This is a genomic window from Nostoc flagelliforme FACHB-838, from assembly GCF_014698065.1.
Taxonomy (GTDB): domain Bacteria; phylum Cyanobacteriota; class Cyanobacteriia; order Cyanobacteriales; family Nostocaceae; genus Nostoc; species Nostoc flagelliforme_B.
This window is the reverse complement of record NZ_JACJSI010000027.1, coordinates 1-18,734: the sequence shown is the minus strand read 5'-3', so window position 1 is coordinate 18,734 and position 18,734 is coordinate 1. Positions and strand designations below refer to the sequence as shown.

The following is an 18,734-nucleotide window of genomic DNA, read 5'->3' as shown; positions in this document are numbered from 1 at the left end:
CCCACTTATCGGTAATAAAAATCAAAGTCTTTCAAAGTTACAATTCTTAAGCGCAGTAAATTATATAAATATTTAATAATTTTATTGCTTTTAAGAATAATTCTTTGCCCAATGAAGCGTTTGGGATATTCTAGCTTTGTTTGTTGCTCAAAATATATTGCCACATCCTCCATTTTCGACTCTCCCTTTTTGATTCTGACGAATTCAATTCTATTCTTAAAGAAAGAGATACCCTCCATTGCACTCCATCTAACGGGTAAACCTGCTTTAGCCGCTGCTAAACCTATTGCATTACCTTCGGCGTCATACAGTCCATTTAACTCACAATAAGATGCGAGAATTTCCCACTGTTTGAGAAATTCTATTTCCTTTCCAGAATCTTTTGTAACTGCAAATAAATATTCATAAACAAAGTTAATCTGTTCATTTTCTAGTTCTAAATTTAACTTTGAAGCAGCCTTTTTAGCTACTTTAAACTCTTTCAGAAGTTTGGTATCAGGATTACCAGCTAGAACCTTTGCATACTTTTTCGGCATATTTTCACAACCCCTTGCCGTTATTCCTGGTATTGAAATCCATTTCGGATTTTGTGGAACTGGCCCTAATATTCGCATATCTGCATCAATGAATATACATGAATAAAATAGAGATAAACCCTTGGCTATTGCAAATCTTTTGTCATGGTAAAGCTTAACGCTTTGTTGTCTGTGCTTAAATGCTAAAACGTTGGGCTGCTCGCTAAAGTCGCTAGGAGAATCAGTTAAAATAACAAAATAACTGTTAGGCGAATATTTTTCGATATCTTTTGCTAATAATAATGCAAGATCGCGATAGTTTTTACCACAGGCTAAAGTACAAAAACAAAATCCTTTTATATCTTGAGTCATAGCTTTTTACGCTCCTTTTAATTAAATAAAAATACTAACCCAAGTCGATTATACCTGGAGCCATAGTTGTTACCTCATTACCAGATATAGCGTTTCCTAATCATACAAGGTACATCAGAGCAAGCTCATCGCTTGCGGGGGGTGGAGTTGCAGTACCTCACAAAGGCAGAGAAACGCTATATACTGCGGATGCAAGTTTCAGTATTTGGATTTAATATTAACGAGATTAAATTTTGGATTTAGGGACTTACAACAAATAAATAAGTATTCACCACTAACTAATGCTCTTCTTTTCAGTAGAACATTATTGCTAGTGGTGAATTTTATATTTTTTACTCTTTTCTAAGAAAAAGAATCTAAATATCTAAATCTAAAGATTGCATACCTTCGCGTTCTATAAAGGTCATCATACTTCCCAACTGCAACCAAACTAGCAAGCAAGTAAACAGACTAACTGGTAGACCGACTCCTAAAGCCAAAGATGAGGGAAAGCCAAATATTTCTAAGCCTGAAGAGAGAAATAGACAGGTACCACCAGTTATACCGATAAATGGTACAAGTAGTTGTTTTAGTGAGGAACGCGGTTTAGTAGTTTCTGTGCGCTCGCTAGGCCATTTCTGCACTATTACTTTCAAAGTGCCAGATAATGCTAAACCAGATGTTAATGCTGTTAAAAAGCCAACAAGTAAGAGGAAATAAGGCGGTTGCAGAGGATAATAGTACATGAAAACTCCTGATTTATATTAAATTTTTACTTTTTATTTGTTGACTGGTTATCAGTAAAAGACCGAAGTAATGTCCCTTTTGGCAGGATAGCAGCCGTGCCTTCCCTGGATAACTCTGTTAAAATACCGATCGCTACATTTAATAAACGATCCGGTTTTAAGTCATCTTTAACCAGGTTCCAGAGGCGTTGGACATCTTCGGTATGGAGGCGGTCATCTTCGGTGAGAGCAAGCACAAGCTGTCGTCGCAGAAATTTGCCTTCTTCCGACATTAAGTATTGGAACCCCATCTGGGCTGTAGGCAATACATCAAAGTTGCTATCAGTACGAGCGATCGCAATCAAATTCTCTAATCGCTGCCACTGAAATTTACCATCTTTGAACAACACATTCAATAATCGTCGCCGTAATTCTGGCGATTCCCCTGTCAGCAACCGCCGTGCTATATAGGGATAACCCACTTCAATAATTTTGAAATTCGGGTTGAGGCTAAGGGCAATACCTTCTTGAGTCACCAAGGAACGAATAATCAAAGCAAACTTTGCCGGGACTCGGAAAGGATATTCATACATCAGTTCCGAAAACTCATCGGTTATAGTTTTGAAGTTAAAATCCTTAACATTTTTGCCAATAGCATTTCCTAGCACTGCTTCTAATGCTGGCACTATCGGACAAATATCCGTATCTGGAGTCAGAAACCCTAATTTTACAAAGTCTTCGGCTAAGTCGGTGTAGTCTTTATTCACCAAATGCACTAGCGCATCTACCAGTGTTTCTTTGGTGTTTTCTTCTAACTGATCCATCATGCCGAAGTCGATGTAAGCCATACGACCATCGGGCACAGCAAAAAGATTGCCAGGATGGGGGTCAGCATGGAAGAAACCATGTTCTAAAAGCTGTTGTAATCCTGATGTTACACCAATTTGGATGATTTCTTCTGGGTCTAAACCTGCTTCGCGGATGCGCTGAGTATCTGTCAGCTTGAAGCCATCAATCCATTCCAGGGTTAAAACGTGGGTATTGGTATAACGCCAGTAAATACCTGGAACTTTAACTTGCGGGTCGTTGTAGAAGTTGCTAGCAAATTTTTCGGCGTTGCGGCCTTCATTAATATAGTCAATTTCCTCAAATAACTTTGTGCCAAACTCATCCACGATTAAAGTTAGGTCGTGACCGAGATTTAAAGGCAACCAAGGAGCTAGCCAACCTGCTGCCCAACGCATTAAATATAAGTCGCGTGTAATAACCGGGTGTAAGTTGGGGCGTTGCACTTTCACCGCGACTTCTTCACCAGTGACAAGACGACCCCGGTATACTTGACCCAAGCTAGCAGCAGCTACTGGTCTAGGTGACAGTTCACTAAAGCTTTCGTGGATGGGACGGCCTAGTTCAGTTTCGATAATCTGGTAAGCGATCGCATTATCGAATGGTGGTAACTGGTCTTGTAACTTTACCAGTTCTTCTAAAAAATCTTTGCGTATTAAGTCAGGCCTAGTGGAGAGGGCTTGACCAACTTTAATAAATGTCGGGCCGAGGCGGGTGAGCAGTTCTCGCAACTGGATAGCTCGTTTACCCTTGTTCTGCTCAACTTGATCTTGCCATTCATCCCACTTCAGACTGAATATAAATCCTACAAAAGAGGAGATAATTCTCAGTAGTCGGCCCCAAGCTAGCCAAGGACGGTAACTATAATAGCGAGCGATCGCATCTGGATTATAGAGTTTTAGTTGAGCAGGTTGATACTGACCCACGCCTTTTTTTGCCTCTTCAACTGAAAAATTTACAACGATTCTTTTCTCCTGACCGACAAGTTAATTGCAAGTTCAGGATAGCGTCAGCATTTTATCTAAAACAATTAGAACTTTACCCTTTGGAGATAATGTTCGAGGCGATTACAGCCTATGTTATTGCCTAGATTTATTTGTCTTTTTCTTAATTATACTTTATAAAACTACAACTAATTATCCAAGCTTTAGATGATTTTATCTTTTCTTAACTTTAATTTATATAAATATAAATATTTACCTATATATGAAAATTTGAGGAGGATATGACAACCAAATAATCATGTTTGGTATCAACTAAATCTACCAAAACTAAGTAGATCAAGTTAATTAAACATAAAACCCCGACTTCTGTGAGCAGCCGGGGATCTTAATACTATGCTTATTTATACCCTGTAATTTAAGTGGAAAATAAAATATTCTATGCGTCCACAATAAAAATTACAGCGTCAACCAAAACCTTGGTAATTGGTAATAGCTTTGCCACTATTACCAATTACCTACTTTGAATTATCATCTAGTGCTATTTAGATTTGGCCTCCAAGTTTTCTAAACGGCTTCTCAATTCCTGGTTTTGTTGTTTGAGTTGGTCGAAATCTTCACGCAGTTGACGCAGGGTTTTTTCTGAACCAATATTCTTTTGCACCTTGGAAATTTCTTCTTCAGCATAGCGACGTACACGCCCATCGGCTGTTTGGTCAACTAGCGATTGCAAAATCCCCACTGCTTTGGGTGTTTCCATTTGCCCTAATGCTGCGGCTACTGCCACTTGGGTTAAAAAGAAGGTTTCTTTGGCTAATTCTGTTAATTTGTTTAAAATCCGTTCCAAATTAACCGGACTTTGACCGACAGAAATCTTTCCTAAAGCGCGAATTGTGGCTAAACGTAAAGGTTGTGGTACACCGAGTTTGGTGTATTCGATTAGTAGATTTAAAGCTGCTTCCGAAGTTTTGAATTCAGCTAAACCCGCGATCGCTCCACTCCGCACGATTTCATTCCAACCCGCCTTTTCTTCTAAAACGGATTTCAGCAGCTTTAATACCTTGTCTTCCTTGGGTTTTTCTTCCAAGTTTGCCGAGGCGATTGCCCCGATTACACGAGAAGCTGCTGCCTCCACGTAGTAACTGGGATCACCCTTTTGCAACAGCCCTCTTACAACTTTATAGCTTTCAGCAGTTTTGATTTGAGTAAGTGCTTCTACTACAGCTCGTCGCACATAAGCATTTTTATCTTTTAACCCAGCAAGTAAGCCATCAAAGGCTTGATCTAAATTAATCTGGGCTAGTTGTTTCGCTACTTCTACACGCACACCCCACAATGAGTCATTTTTCAGCGACGCAGATAGTGCTTTTGTTGCTTCTAACCCGCCTTTTTTTGCCAAAGCTACTGCTGCATAAATACGCGAAATCGGGTCAGGATCAATTTCTAACTGTGCCTTTAACTCTGCTATCGGATACTCCAAAGCTACTGTTTTCAGGTAATTATTTCCAACATCAAAGCTGATAAATTGGGGCTTATTTTCTAGGGGAAAGTAGAAGCTTTGTTCGCGTTCATTTACCCGCACAGTAAAAATTTTGAGTTGTGAGTTAGGAGTTATGAGTTTGGAATTGTTTTTAACTCCTAACTCCTCACTCTTGAGTTCTTCCTGTTGGGTATAGCCAAAACCAATAGGTATTTTTAAATCAAACAAATCTTTACTGCCATTTGTACCTTCAGCAGCTTGGGTTTGAGTTATTGTAACTTTTGCTAAATTAGCATTCCCATCCCAAGAGTAAGCTATTTTAAAATCGGGATGACCACCACGATAAACGTATTGGTCAAATAGAAACAAAAGATTACGCCCGGTTGCTTTTTCAATCGCCCTGAGTAAGTCTACTGTTTCGACAGTTTTATGAGCATTATCTTGGACAAATGTTTGGATTGCCTGCCAAAATAATTCATCTCCCAATTGGCTTCGAATCATGTGATAGACACAAGATCCTTTTTCGTAGATGTGGCGATCGTAAAGTTCAATTGCTTCTCGATAAATATGCGTTACCATCGGCCGGCGATAACGACTGCTATCTTCACTTAAGTAACGACGAGCTTCTAATAAACGATAGTAAGCTGCTTCTGGGAGACTATATTCCTGTTCTGTCCACATCACTTCAGAGTAAGAAGCCATCCCTTCTTTAATCCAAGCATGAGACCAATGCTTAATCACCACCAAATCACCAAACCACTGGTGCGCTAGTTCATGGACGACTAAGCTTTCGGTGTTGCGGTTATCTAAGGCGGCGCGTTCATCCAGCAAACATCTATCTGTTAACAAGGTTGTGGAAGTGTTTTCCATCCCGCCAAAGATGAAGTCATCAACGCAAACTTGGGCGTATTTCGGAAAAGGGTATGGATAACCATACTTTTGGCTCAAAAATTCGATCATCCGGGGAGTTTTGCCCATGCTGCGTTGGGCATCTTCTTCCCGTCCCTTTTCTACATAGTAGGTGACTGCTTTTCCCTTCCACTCATCCCGAATTTCAGCAAAATCGCCTACTGCTAAAGTCATCAAATAGGTAGGATGAACTTGTTGCTGTAACCAGTGGTATATTTTGTCATCACCATCTTCTGTGGTGTCAATCAATTCGCCGTTGGAAATTGCCACGAAAGGGTTAGGAACGCGGACGCGAATTTCCGAAGTAGACAGTTGTCCTGGATAGTCAAAGCAGGGGAACCAAAAGCGAGAGTCTTCGTCTTCTCCCTGAGTCCAAACTTGAGTAGGCTTGTTCGGGTAATGCTTGTCTGGTTGAATAAAATAAATACCGCGTTGCGGTTTTGCCACCGAGTAGGCGATCGCAATCAGCAAGCGTTTACCGATCTGGGTCGTCTCAGACAGTTGAATGGAAAGCTGTTCCCCGTCGTAGTCAAAATTTTGTGGCACATCGTCCACCCGCACAGATTCGATATTCAGGTTGACAGCATCCAAAGTTAAACGATCAATGCCATTACGGATTGGTAAGAGGCGAATGCTACAACTGCCCTGATAGCTTTGCTTGGGAATATCCAAGCTGAGATCGAGAAAAATATGTTCTACCTGTCCGGGGCGATCGGGGTTGTAGTGTGGTCTTGCTCCCGGTAACTCAAAAGGTTTGTGCCCGTTATTATCTGTATCAAAATAAGACTTCGACATTGATCCTTACTGACCTTGTAATCCTGAAAAGTCTGGCTTGGCTGGATGTTGTTAAGCTAAATAGCGGTGTCTGTATTTCCCAAATCAATAGGGCTTTATGGAGGTGATAACTCACCTTTGGGATTGGGGGATTGAAATTAATCTCACCCGAACTGCCGAAGATCGGCTGGCGATCCCGGAGCTTTTTTCCATATCCCTACCGCATTTATTTTTCCTGATGTTTTGCACTTTTTTGTCATTGAGTCAAGAGCCTCTTGCACCTCGGGAAATTCTCATTAAGTACAAATACTCCTAACTATTCTTATAACTTAGGATAGCTTGCTGCTTCTGATCAGGCTATTTTGTTTGAGATGAACAGCATATCATTTACGGATTTGCTCATTATCCCTTTGAAGTATTTTTGAGAGTAATTTTAGACTGCTAACTTATAGGACTACTAATTTTATCAGTAAATACCGATCAATGAGCGGAAATTATTAATAAATCCGAAAACTCTACAATGACACTTGTATAAATCTCGGTGACAATCTGAGCAAAAGAGGATAACAAAATGCCTGAAAGTAAATCAAAATTTCTCATACCTGCTGTTGGTGCTGCTGTAGTTGTAGCAGGAAGTATAGCGGCTTATACCTATTTTAAAGGCCCATCAGGAGGTAGTTCAGACGCTCTAGGCAGTGCGAAAGTAGTACCTTCAACAGCATTGATGGCAACTTATATTACTACTGACCCTAAAGCTTGGGCAAAGTTACAGCAGTTTGGCACTCCAGAAGCACAAAAGTTAGTGGCAAAAAATCTAGAAGATTTTAATAGGCAAATGTTCAGTGACAGCAATGTTTCTTATGAAAAAGACATAAAGCCTTGGGCTGATAGTGTCATGATTGCTGTACTGCCACCAAATCCTTTAAAACCAGCACAGTTAAACCTGCCTTCTGCTGGGGAACCTAATAATATACCAACAAATTTACAGCAGGAATCAAATATCCTGATCGTGGTAGGAATCAAGGACAAACTCAGCGCTTTGAATTTTGCTAACAAATTGAAGTCACAAAAAGGGGTGAAATTACAAGAATCTGACTATCAAGGTCAAAAAATTATCGAAACTACACAAAATGGCAAGCCTACCTATAGCGTAGTTTTAAATAATAATCAGTTGGTATTAGCCCCCGAAAAGCAAGCTGTAGAAAAAGCAATTGATACATTTAAGGGACAATCTTCTTTCGCTAGTAAAGAAGGTGCTAGCAGCATTCTTAAAGGAGTGGATGTTAAAAACAGCCTCGCCCAAATTTATGTACCAGACTATGCCGGGATGATACAACAATTAACGGCGGGAAATCCGCAGGCAAAGCAGTTACCTCCACAAACCCTGACGCAACTCAAGCAGATAAAATCTGTGGTAGCGGGTATTGGTATTGATGATGCGGGAGTGCGGGTAAAAGCGATCGCTAATTTAGATCCACAACTAAATAAATTTCAGTATCAATCAAGTCCTGGAAATATAGTCGGGCAATTTCCCACTAATACCTTTGCTCTGGTTAGCGGAAATGGCATCAGCCGTGGCTGGGAAGTGCTACTAGAACAGTCAAAAGATTATCCAGAAATGAAGCAAGCTCTGGAACAAGCGCGAGGACAACTGAAATTTGTCAATATAGACCTAGATAAGGATATTTTTGGCTGGATGAATGGGGAATTCGCCTTTGGTGTGATTCCATCAAATCAAGGGGTATTAGCGAGTGTTGGTTTTGGAGGCGCTTTAGTATTTGATACTAGCGATCGCAAAACTGCTGAAGCCACCTTAACAAAATTGGATACCCTTGCCAAAACCCAACAAATCAACGTCGCCAACAGAAATATTGGTGGTAAAGACGTAACTGAATGGCAAATTCCCCGACAAGGAGCTTTATTGGCACATGGTTGGCTCGATCAAGATACCGTATTTGTAGCTCTTGGTGGCCCAATTGCTGACGCAGTTGCCGATGGCAAGAATTCATCTCTCAACAATAGCGACGCTTTCAAAGCCGTTACTGGTTCTTTGCAAAAGCCCAACGGCGGCTATTTCTACCTGGATATGGATAAAACTAAAAGTGTGCCCCTGATCAATAGTTTGATCTCATCTAACGCCGATACAATCACCATCCTGAGTTCCATTCGTGGTCTTGGTTTTACCGCCACTAGCCCCGATAAATCAACTAGTAAATTGGAGATGCTGTTAGCTCTCAAGCCTACGGCAAAGTAGGGCATTAGACATTGAAAAGAGGCAGAGGGGAAAACTCTCCCCTACTCCCCATTCCCGAAAATGTTTTTTAATTTACATCTAGACTGGCCTCCAGCAACTATGTCATAAGTAGAAAAGGCTGTTCAATGCGAACTGATTTATGACTGCTGCTGTAAACACTAATCTTGATTTAGCTTCCCGCTTGGTAAATGGCATACTGGCAATCCAGCCTTTAGCTAACCTAGCCAAGCATCAAGCTAGACAAATGATGATTAAACGTGCCGAGAGAATTGGTGTGTCTTGGACGCAAGAAGTCGAAACACTACAGGCACTTGATTGGAAGGACGATCTCGCTCAAGTACAAAATCCTCAGCTTTCCTACCCCGATTACTACGTCACTTCATTCCATGCCTACGAAACCGGAAATCTCAGTTGGCAAGCCGCTTTTGAGGTAGAACCTGCTGCTTACGCTGTCCACGCTAAGATTTTGCAGGGCACTGAAGAAGCGCAAGGCGATGCCATGCTGCGCCAAAGTTACCACGATATCCTGAAAAATCAAATCGCCAATGAGCCGCAAGACATCTTAGATGTAGGGTGTAGTGTTGGCTTGAGTAGTTTTGCCCTACAAGCAGTTTATCGTCATGCCAAAATTACAGGCTTGGACTTATCTCCCTACTTCTTAGCCGTTGCCAATTATCGCGCTGGGCAACGTCAAGCCAAAATTAACTGGCTTCATGCCCAAGCGGAATCTACCGGGCTACCTGATGCCTCTTTTGATTTAGTTTCCATTTTCCTGATGTGCCACGAATTACCACAATCGGCAACCCGACAAATTTTAGCTGAAATGCGGCGCTTGCTGCGTCCAGGTGGCTACTTGGCAATCATGGATATGAATCCTAAATCTGAAGTTTACAAAAAAATGCCAGCCTACATTTTGACTTTGCTCAAAAGTACTGAACCGTATTTAGATGAATATTTTGCTTTAGACATTGAGCAAGCTATTGTTGAGGCGGGTTTCCAAACTCCCACTATCACCAACAACACCCACCGTCACCGTACAGTAATTGCTCAGGTGAGTGGTTGATTTATCTCTAATTTTGTGGGCAGCAATACCACCATTGCTGCTGCTAGGCTACTACTATTTTCGGGTGCCATTTGCTCCACCTCTTTTAAGGTTGCTGATGTTCTTTGTCATCGGGGCAATATCTGGGATTTTAGCCCTTAGCCTCGAATGGGTTTTTGAAATTGTAGCCAACTGGTTTGTAGACTGGCAGCAGATGAAACGTTGGCTTCCTGGTATAGCCTTGCGGCAGCTTGTGGAAATAGGGCCAATTGAAGAAGGTTGCAAGTTCGCTGCGGTTGTTGTCCCAACCTACTATCTGCAACGCACGTATCGATTACTTTAGTCTACCGTTTTCCTCTTCACCATAGCCGTTGCCCTTGGATTCACTGCCGAAGAGAACTGGATTTACCTTTTCCACGGTACAGCATCAATTCTTGACCGTACTATCGGTATGCCAGTCCACGCCATGTTCTCTGCACCTTGGGGATATGCATTAGGAATCTATATTTCCTCTAATAGTCGCTTAAATCGAGACAAAAAGTTCATTTTTAGGGCTTGGCTAAATTCTGTAATCTGTCATGCCCTAGTTAATGTCTTATCTAGTGCTTGGCGTTACTCACTACCTTTAGGTTTCCTAAGTTATGGTTTATTCCCGTTTCTCTTGTGGATGTTTTGGCGACTAGAGCAATTACTGCGAAAAGTGCAAGGCAAAGCCGCAATTACCCTGATTTCAGGTTATACACCCCAACACCGTTACTGGCAGAGGAGTTTAGTGCTGTTTGCCCTCGTGCTGGGTGGAAATGCTATTTTTGGGCTGTTTCTCTTAGCCAGGATTCTTAGTCCCTTAAGTCCGTCGAAGCTTTTTGATCCTGAGATTTTGTGGTTTATATTTAATCGCTCTTTACTAAATCTCTTTTTCGGAGTTTTAGCTTGGGGCATTTATCGCTATTTGCGACATTCCGCTCGTCGTCGGTATTTTTAAAATATGATTTAGAAAAATGCTAGGGGGTTTCTATGCAAACAACTCCAGTGCGTTGGACGACTGCTGATTTAGAACTATTTGCTGGCGATCGCAAAAATCGTTATGAGATTATAGACGGAGAACTCTTTGTGACCAAATCACCTAGTTGGGATCATCAATCAAGTTGTGGCAATATTGTTACAGTTCTTAACAATTGGTCAGATGAAACTGGTTTAGGTAAAGCTGCGATCGCACCTGGAATTATTTTCTCAGATTCTGACAATGTGATCCCTGATGTGGTATGGGCAAGTCATGAACGCTTAAAAAACTTGCTAGATGAAGCTGGACATCTCACGGGCGCACCGGAGTTAGTTGTAGAGGTTTTATCCCCCGGTGAAAAAAACGAAAAACGTGACAAAGAAACAAAGCTAAAGCTGTACTCAGTCCAAGGGGTTCAAGAATATTGGATTTGCGATTCTATACAGAAGAAAGTTGAAGTTTATCGCCGTGAACAAGCTGCATTAAAGTTAGCAGCTACTTTATTTAGTCAAGATGAGTTAACAAGTCCTTTGCTACCTGGTTTCAACTGCTTAGTCAGCAAACTGTTCTAGCCTTGGATTCTTTCCACTCATCTTTTTTACTCTGTGTCCTCTGTGACTCTGCGGTTAAATAAATTACTTTTAGACCGCAAAGACACAGACAGAATCAAATAAATTTTACAAGTCACTTTGAAAGGACTAATTTTAATAATTACGAATTACGTTAGCGCAGCGTTAGCGAGTCATCGAGCGTCATTACGAATTGCGAATTATTAAAAATGCCTAAATTTTCAATTGCCTAAATCCTTGCTAATACTGGTTGACTCGCGGCTGCGCTGACTGAATTTGATTCAGATTCAGTACAGTAAATTTCGCAGGAGTTATTGGGACTTTCAATAAGCTTCACCTTGTAAAGTTTAGCTCCCAATTCTTGAATAGGCGATCGCAGTAGATTACTAATGTAAAGTGCGATATTCTCAGCAGTGGGCACAACTTCAGCAAAGTAAGAAATGTCTTTGTTTAAGAAGGTGTGATCAAATGGCTCTACTACATAATCTTCTATTACTTGGTTCAATGCCCCTAAATCGGCAATCATGCCAGTGCGTGGATCAATTTCCCCTTTCACGGTAACTTCTAGATGATAGTTGTGTCCGTGACCGTGAGGACGGGCGCACTTACCATAAATCTCATTGTTTTCTTCGTTACTGAGGTTAGGATGAGCTAGCCGATGGGCGGCGCTAAAGTGAGTACTGATGGTGAGGTAGGCTTCCATTGCGTTTCCCGTATAATCTGCCCAAAGTTCAGGATGTTCAAATAACTGCACACGGACTAAAGGTAAGTGAGGTGCTAGTCGCTGCCAAATAATCCGTGCAATATTCTCGGTGGTGGGCAGAGTTTCTTGAAATTCTGCCCACGCATCGTTGAGATAAGAGAAGTCCAATTGACTTATAACTTCCCGTTTAATTACCTGTTTTACATCAGACAAGTTCAGCACCATGCCATATTCATCCAATTCCCCGGCAAGGGAGATAAATACAACATAGTTATGTCCGTGTCCAGGAAATCTAGAGCAAGCACCAAATTTTTCAATATTTTCGGCTTCACTCAGTTCTGGCAACCAATAGCGATGACTTGCCGAAAACTGGGCGCGGCGATTAACAATACATTGCATGAGTACACTATGAGCAGAATTTAAAATTTCTTAATCTTTTTCTGTTTCCAGCATAAACTAAATCCTAAGTTATGTGTCATTAGTCATTAGTCATCTATCCTTTGATATCCAGCGATATTGACCTATGCCCAATAATTATGTAACAGATGCTTGTGCTTCACAGTGCAATCTCGAAGCTATGCGGAATAGTTCATGACCTGTGTGTAAATAACGCTCATCGTAGTTCAAAGGAAAATAACCTAATTCATCGAGTCCATCTCCTACTTGATCAAGGCTGTAGTAGAGGTGAGCCGCGGTTCTTGCTAAACTAGGCGGATTTGGCAGAGAGCGAAAAGTAATTTGTGCCTGCTTAAGGTCATCTCGACAGGCCTTTAAGTATTCCTGAAACTCATCTAACAACTCATCATCAAAGGGATCAGCAGCTAATTGATCCATTTGTTCTTCTAACGAATAGAGAATGTTACAAAGCAAGCGATTTACAGGTTGGTAAACTTGGCGCAGCCATTCTTCAACTTGCTCGTCAACATCCCGTCCGGTTTTTCGTCTTGTCTGGTAATGACTTTGCGCTGATGCTGTACGCTGTTGGCGATCGCTATTTAATTTTTGAGAGTCATCTTGCAGTTGTTGGTCATAATTGCGGCGATTTTGGTTGTCGCCTAAGACTTCATAGGCTGCATTAATGCTAATTATCTGTTCGCGATCGGCTGTTTCCTGATTGCTGTCAGGATGAAACAACTTAACCAAGCGGCGATAAGCTTGTTTAATCTCCGCTTGGCTTGCACTTGGACTAACTTTGAGAGTTTCGTAATGGTTAGAAACGTGCTTAGAATTGACCATTAATTCAATTTATCGTTAGCTGATGCTAGCGGCTAACCTTGTTTCCAGGTCTTGGAACAACGGTGTACTCAAATATCTCTCACCAAAGCTGGGCTGAATCATCACAATTAAACGTCCCTTATTTTCTTGACGTTGGGCGACGCGAATTGCTGCACATAAAGCTGCTCCGCTAGAAATACCAGATAGTAGCCCTTCTTCTTTCGCCAAACGCCGACTATAGGCGATCGCTTCTTCATCGGTGACGGTAATTACTTCATCAATCAATTTTATCTTGAGAACTTGGGGAATAAACCCAGCACCAATTCCCTGGATTTTGTGTGCCCCTGGTCGTCCCCCAGATAAGACTGGACTATTGGCTGGTTCAACTGCGATCGCTTTGGCACTAGGCTTGCGTGCTTTAATCACTTCTGCTATACCACTGATCGTACCACCTGTGCCTACCCCTGCGACGATTATATCTACTTGTCCATCGGTATCTTCCCAGATTTCAAGAGATGTAGTTTCTCGATGCACTTTTGCATTAGCTGGATTGCGGAACTGCTGCAACATATAGGTATTTGGTGTAGTGTTAACTATTTGCTGCGCCCGTTGAATTGCCCCACTCATGCCTTCCATACCTGGCGTTAGTTCCAGTTCTGCCCCGTATGCTCGCAACATTGCCCGACGCTCTCCACTCATCGTCTCTGGCATTGTCAAAATTAATCTATAACCCTTTGCTGCTGCTGCCATTGCTAAGGCAATTCCTGTGTTTCCAGAAGTGGGTTCTACCAATACTGTCTTTCCAGGAGTAATCAACCCCTCTTCCTCTGCGGCGTTAATCATACTCACTCCAATCCGGTCTTTGACTGATGCCGATGGGTTCATACTTTCCAGTTTCACCACAATTTCCGCAACACATCCTTCTGCTTGAGGAATACGGTTTAATTGCACCAGGGGAGTACGACCAACCAGTTCTGTAATGTTACGAGCTATTCGCATAATTTAGTCCTTAGTTATTAATTATTAGTTACTCGTCATTGGTCATTAGTCATCAACAAATGACAAATGACTCTTGACTAAATGTAGTACATGATATCCAACTGCCGCCGGGAATTTCGTTTTTCACAAAGATCCTGGAGCGTATATTTTTGTAACACTGAATTTGCCGCATGACTTGCTTCTTGCCAAACTTCTTCTATAACCGAACTGTCTACTGTTTTGGAATTAACGTTTTCTTCACCAGTCCGCACCTCTAAGCCTTCTAAACATTCTAAAATCTCAAAAAGGATAATTTTTCGGGGTTCTCGCGTTAACAGATAGCCACCTTTTGACCCACGCTGACTCTTGACTATGCCCCCACGCCTTAAGGTTGCTAATAGCTGTTCCAGATAGCGGTCAGGTATGTTTTGTTGTGCTGCAATTTGTCGAATTTGCAGCGGTTCGCCGCTTTCGTAATGAGCGGCCATCTCTAATAAGGCCAAAATTGCGTATTCTGATTTACACGATAGTTCCACAAGCAGTAGTAAGTTAAGAGTTAAAAGTTAGGAGTTAGAAGTTATTCAATTTTGATTTCAGATTTTTCTTTAAATCTAAAAATCCCAAATTCAAAATCTAAAATTGGCAGAGTTAGGATATTACACAATCTGTAACTTTATACAGCCAACCTCTATTAGAAAAGATTGTTCATAAAAAGTTGCTCACGGGTAAGCCACTTGTAGAGTGGGCATTACAATGACTAGCCTACTTTGGCCTATTCATATCAAACCCGCCACCACTCCTAACTTTTCTAGTATACTCCGGTTAACTACAGGAGTTTATCTATTGCTACTACTGAAAACAAAAAGCCCCGCCTCATGGCGGGGAGAAATAGAGTTAAAAATTGTTAGTGGATAGTCAACCCTCTAGAAGGTGAAAGTTGTTCTCAGGGTACCGATAATAGCATCATCGTTATCGCTGTTTTGGCCAGGAGAGGTCAACCAGATTACACCAGGAGTAACAGAGATGTTATCGGACACACGATACTTGTAGAAGCCTTCAAAGTGATAGGGTATATCATTATTACCGCCAAAACCTGGGCGGTTAAAGGAATAGGGTTCTGCACCAGCAAAAACACCTAAAACGTTACCCTTTTTACCGAAATCAGGTAAGGCTACCCCAAGACCGTAGCTCCAAGCTTCATAATCATCACCTGCACCAACACCTGCAACGTCATGGTAAGAGATGAAGCCACTAATGGATAGTTTGTCGCTGGGTCTAAACGCAGCCGACACACCGTAGGAATTGCTTGAAGATGGGGTTGCAACACCTGTAGCAAGACCTGCTGCATTACCTAAAAAGTTAGCTTGTCCAGTACCTACTGCCGCAGTACCAACTGCTCCATCTGTACCAGAGTCGAATAAAGCACCACTGGCACTATATCCATGTACATAGGTAGCAGCTAAAGCCAAGCGATCGCCAACACTAAAGTTCAACTGCCCTAAAGCTGCATAGTCGCCATTGGTCAGACCTTGACCAAGACCAGGATTATTAGCTTGTGACGCCAAGTAACCAGCAGTGATTGAGCTATTTCCTAAAATACCCTGACCTCTACCAAGAGGTACATTGAGCGCTATACCAGCACCACCACCAATCCGATAGATGGGGCTTTCAGAAGCAAAGGTAGATAAAGCGCCGTTACCGCCATCAGTGGTGTCAAAAAAGTAAGGATTGTTCACAGCAGCATAATGGCTGTGTCGTCCACCACTAGCTGCAAGGTAAACTTGGGCTGGCCCTATAGGAGCTTCATAGGTCAATCGGTCTATTCTGACACTGTTATTACCAGTACTACTAACTTCAAAGGTTTGTGTACCTTCGGCACTATTGATACCAAAACCAGCATCATCCGTTAGCAGAAAGGCTTGTGCATTACCGGCTGCAAGACGGGTATGCAAAACATCTCTACCAGTGAAGCTGGTTTGTAGGTCTAAACGTACCCGATCTTGGAAGACAGTATTGTTGTTGTCACCAGTAGTTCCGCCAAACGCATCAGTCACGGCAAAAATGGCTTCACCGACTAGTTTTGTGGTTGTGGAGAACTGATTAGCTTCCAATTCAGCAGTCCGCGCTTCTAGGGAATCTACGCGACCGCGTAGAGTTGCCAATTCTGCCGAGAACTCTTCTTGCAACCTTTGTAAGGTAGCTAAATCTTGTTTAGTCACCAAGTCAGCTGTTGCTGTAGCAATCAATTCGTTAACCCGATCTAAACAGGCATTCAAACCAGCCGCAAACTCATAACGGGTCAAAGCACGGTTGCCGCGATAAGTTGCATTCGGATAACCTGCAATACAACCATAGCGCTCAACCAAGGACTGCAATGCTTGGAATGCCCAGTCGGTGGGTTGTACGTCGGAAAATTGAGAAACCGATGTTACTTGAGACTGAGAGTTGTTTTGGTTGCCTTCGTTGCTGTAGCGATTAACTTGATCTATCGTTGTTTGCGCCAATATTTCTGGCTGTTGGACAACTTCAGCTACACTTGCTTTTTCCGCTGGCGATACTTCAGTGGTTGTGTTTGGAGACGCAATCGCTGTTGTCGAAACTAACAATGTTGCTCCCAAAACTGCTGGGCTAACCACTAAGGATTTCCACAATAGATTAGACATTTTCACTTTACTCCTCACACCTTATTTAGATAATTGGTTTCATCCACCTAATTTTCAAAAATGCGACATCTCATTGAAACCTGTGGATGAGGCATATTAGCCACTACTACAATTCTAGTTTTTGCAAAGCTAATAAACGATTAACTTAGGGTTAAAAACTTATCTAATTAACTTATGCAAAAACATATCTTTATATCATAACATTATAAAACATCTGATTTAGATGGCAAGATTGGAGCGATCGCCTTAATAACTGTCACACAGAGTTATCTATATATCTAAGCAGGGAGTATGGTTTAGGGCATTCGCTCCATACTTGGCTAAATTACTCAAAGCTTTAGACACTCAGCAACTTGTCAGTAAAAATCACTTCTTGCACTTGCGCTAGTAAAAATTGCACAGTAGTTAAAAGACACTGGCTTGGCTATACAAAGGAAGTTTGTCAGCTATTGCGATCTTAGGAATTAAGGCTTTTGAAATCCACTTCAAAGTAAAACCCGTAATTATCCTCTTAAAGATTGCTACGCGCTATGTCTTTTGTTCCACTGACTTCCAGTTACTGCGTGCAAGATGTCAGAATAAATCACTTAATTAATTTGAGAAATCGCCTGCGCTACATCAAAGTCAGCCTGCGTTAGCCCGCCTGCATCATGTGTTGTGAGTGTAATCTTCACTTTGTTGTAGGAAATCTCTATATCTGGATGATGTCCTGCCGACTCAGCAGGCTCCACCAACTTATTGACAAACTCAATTGCTTGGATAAAATCTTTAAATTTACGGGTAATCTCCAACTTGGAGCCTTCAACAGTCCAACCTGACAGAACTTTTGCACTTTCTTGAATTTCCGCTTCAGTCAGTCGTTGTGCCATATCAAAAAATTCCTAGTTGTGTTGTCTTGATTACATTATGTATTTAATAAAATTAAACCCCTATTGTTCTCCATAGAAAAAGGATGGGAGGATAAACCAGGGCATAAATCCTGTGTGTGGTAAATAGACTTTATTGCTTACATTTGGTCAAACCCCAAGGTTTGATGCAAGATATTCTTCTTTATTAAGCAAACTCTAAAATATAAGAATTCCCATCTAATTTTTCAAAAGCAACCTTTGGTAAAATAAAAGTTACCCTTAAAAAACTATCCGCTCTGATTTAGATCGGACGATCTAAATCAGAGCGGTCTAGCGGGTCTTCAGGTTGCAACCAGACTGCCGGAAGGAACTCCGAGCTTGCCTAGCTAATTGAGCTAACTTAGTATCTCAAAGATAACTAAGGCTAACTTTTAGAGAACAGCCCCGGCGCGCAGCCGGCTAACTGCAACCTGATGACCCATGCATTTACTACTTTTTATCATGGGCATCACCTCCTTATTGCCTAAGCGGTCTTAGTTTTAAAAGGGCAGAGTTTTTACTCCGGGTTTATAACCTTTATCTAACATAACACATAAATTTAGAGATATTAACCATATAGAAAATATATAAAAAAATCTCCCGCCTTTTGGTGGGAGATGACTAAAGAATGGGGATTATTGACACTTTCTTGGCTTATGTCAAGGAGATTATTTAATCTGGGTGATGTCAATTTTCGGCAACTACAACCCTTATTGAGGTTGTGGTGCCTTTTAATACTTAGAGAGCGTTACCGCGAGGTAGAACTTCTTCAGGGAATACAAATTGTTCGTGGGGTTGATCTTGAGGAGCCATCCAAGCGCGGATACCCTCGTTCAGCAAAATGTTTTTGGTATAGAAGGTTTCAAACTCAGGGTCTTCCGC

13 protein-coding genes and 2 pseudogenes are annotated in these 18,734 nt (G+C 41.6%); 4 read left to right on the top strand and 11 right to left on the bottom strand.

From position 1 onward, the window contains the following. Positions 1 to 5 precede the first annotated feature (5 nt). The 4 genes from H6G97_RS15465 to H6G97_RS15450 form a co-directional block, all read right to left on the bottom strand. Positions 6 to 887, bottom strand: coding sequence for a hypothetical protein (locus tag H6G97_RS15465; RefSeq protein ID WP_190941632.1), 882 nt, complete (start codon positions 885 to 887; stop codon positions 6 to 8). Positions 888 to 1,243: 356 nt separating this feature from the next. Next, on the bottom strand, positions 1,244 to 1,612 hold the full coding sequence (locus H6G97_RS15460; protein WP_190941630.1) for a hypothetical protein: 369 nt from the start codon (positions 1,610 to 1,612) through the stop codon (positions 1,244 to 1,246). A 26-nt stretch (positions 1,613 to 1,638) separates the two neighbouring features. Further along, entirely contained in the window at positions 1,639 to 3,363 is a 1,725-nt protein-coding gene (locus H6G97_RS15455; protein WP_190941628.1) for a lipopolysaccharide core heptose(II) kinase RfaY, read from the bottom strand. Between the two features lie 556 nt (positions 3,364 to 3,919). Then, on the bottom strand, positions 3,920 to 6,562 hold the full coding sequence (locus tag H6G97_RS15450) for a M1 family metallopeptidase (protein ID WP_190941626.1): 2,643 nt from the start codon (positions 6,560 to 6,562) through the stop codon (positions 3,920 to 3,922). A gap of 550 nt (positions 6,563 to 7,112) precedes the next feature. On the opposite strand from H6G97_RS15450, the gene H6G97_RS15445 reads away from it, so the two are divergent. The 4 genes and pseudogenes from H6G97_RS15445 to H6G97_RS15430 all read left to right on the top strand — a co-directional run bounded on the left by H6G97_RS15445 (position 7,113) and on the right by H6G97_RS15430 (position 11,409). Further along, complete coding sequence (locus H6G97_RS15445) at positions 7,113 to 8,795, top strand: DUF3352 domain-containing protein (protein WP_190941624.1); 1,683 nt, start codon at positions 7,113 to 7,115, stop codon at positions 8,793 to 8,795. Between the two features lie 139 nt (positions 8,796 to 8,934). Further along, positions 8,935 to 9,858: a class I SAM-dependent methyltransferase gene (locus H6G97_RS15440; RefSeq protein WP_190941622.1), complete on the top strand. Its 924-nt coding sequence runs from the start codon at positions 8,935 to 8,937 to the stop codon at positions 9,856 to 9,858. Then, a pseudogene (locus H6G97_RS15435) lies at positions 9,851 to 10,819 on the top strand (PrsW family intramembrane metalloprotease). The gene H6G97_RS15440 and the pseudogene H6G97_RS15435 overlap by 8 nt, the downstream one beginning before the upstream one ends. A 32-nt stretch (positions 10,820 to 10,851) precedes the next feature. Beyond that, on the top strand, positions 10,852 to 11,409 hold the full coding sequence (locus tag H6G97_RS15430; RefSeq protein WP_190941621.1) for a Uma2 family endonuclease: 558 nt from the start codon (positions 10,852 to 10,854) through the stop codon (positions 11,407 to 11,409). Between the two features lie 226 nt (positions 11,410 to 11,635). On the opposite strand, the gene H6G97_RS15425 is transcribed toward H6G97_RS15430, so the two are convergent. From H6G97_RS15425 to H6G97_RS15395, 7 genes and pseudogenes are all read right to left on the bottom strand, one after another. Beyond that, entirely contained in the window at positions 11,636 to 12,508 is an 873-nt protein-coding gene (locus H6G97_RS15425; RefSeq protein ID WP_190941620.1) for a 6-carboxytetrahydropterin synthase, read from the bottom strand. A gap of 135 nt (positions 12,509 to 12,643) precedes the next feature. Next, the gene (locus H6G97_RS15420; protein ID WP_190941619.1) at positions 12,644 to 13,345 is read right to left on the bottom strand and encodes a J domain-containing protein; all 702 of its coding nucleotides are present in this window, start codon (positions 13,343 to 13,345) and stop codon (positions 12,644 to 12,646) included. A 15-nt stretch (positions 13,346 to 13,360) separates the two neighbouring features. Continuing rightward, positions 13,361 to 14,323 (bottom strand): cysteine synthase A, encoded by a 963-nt coding sequence (gene cysK / locus H6G97_RS15415; RefSeq protein WP_190941618.1) that lies wholly within the window; start codon positions 14,321 to 14,323, stop codon positions 13,361 to 13,363. A 77-nt stretch (positions 14,324 to 14,400) separates the two neighbouring features. Next, on the bottom strand, positions 14,401 to 14,838 hold the full coding sequence (locus H6G97_RS15410; protein ID WP_190941617.1) for an Rrf2 family transcriptional regulator: 438 nt from the start codon (positions 14,836 to 14,838) through the stop codon (positions 14,401 to 14,403). Positions 14,839 to 15,225: 387 nt separating this feature from the next. Continuing rightward, complete coding sequence (locus H6G97_RS15405) at positions 15,226 to 16,965, bottom strand: iron uptake porin (protein ID WP_190941615.1); 1,740 nt, start codon at positions 16,963 to 16,965, stop codon at positions 15,226 to 15,228. Positions 16,966 to 17,552: 587 nt separating this feature from the next. Continuing rightward, on the bottom strand, positions 17,553 to 17,834 hold the full coding sequence (locus H6G97_RS15400) for a 4a-hydroxytetrahydrobiopterin dehydratase (RefSeq protein WP_190941613.1): 282 nt from the start codon (positions 17,832 to 17,834) through the stop codon (positions 17,553 to 17,555). Between the two features lie 756 nt (positions 17,835 to 18,590). Beyond that, positions 18,591 to 18,734: pseudogene (locus H6G97_RS15395) on the bottom strand (photosystem II D2 protein (photosystem q(a) protein)); the annotation flags it as partial.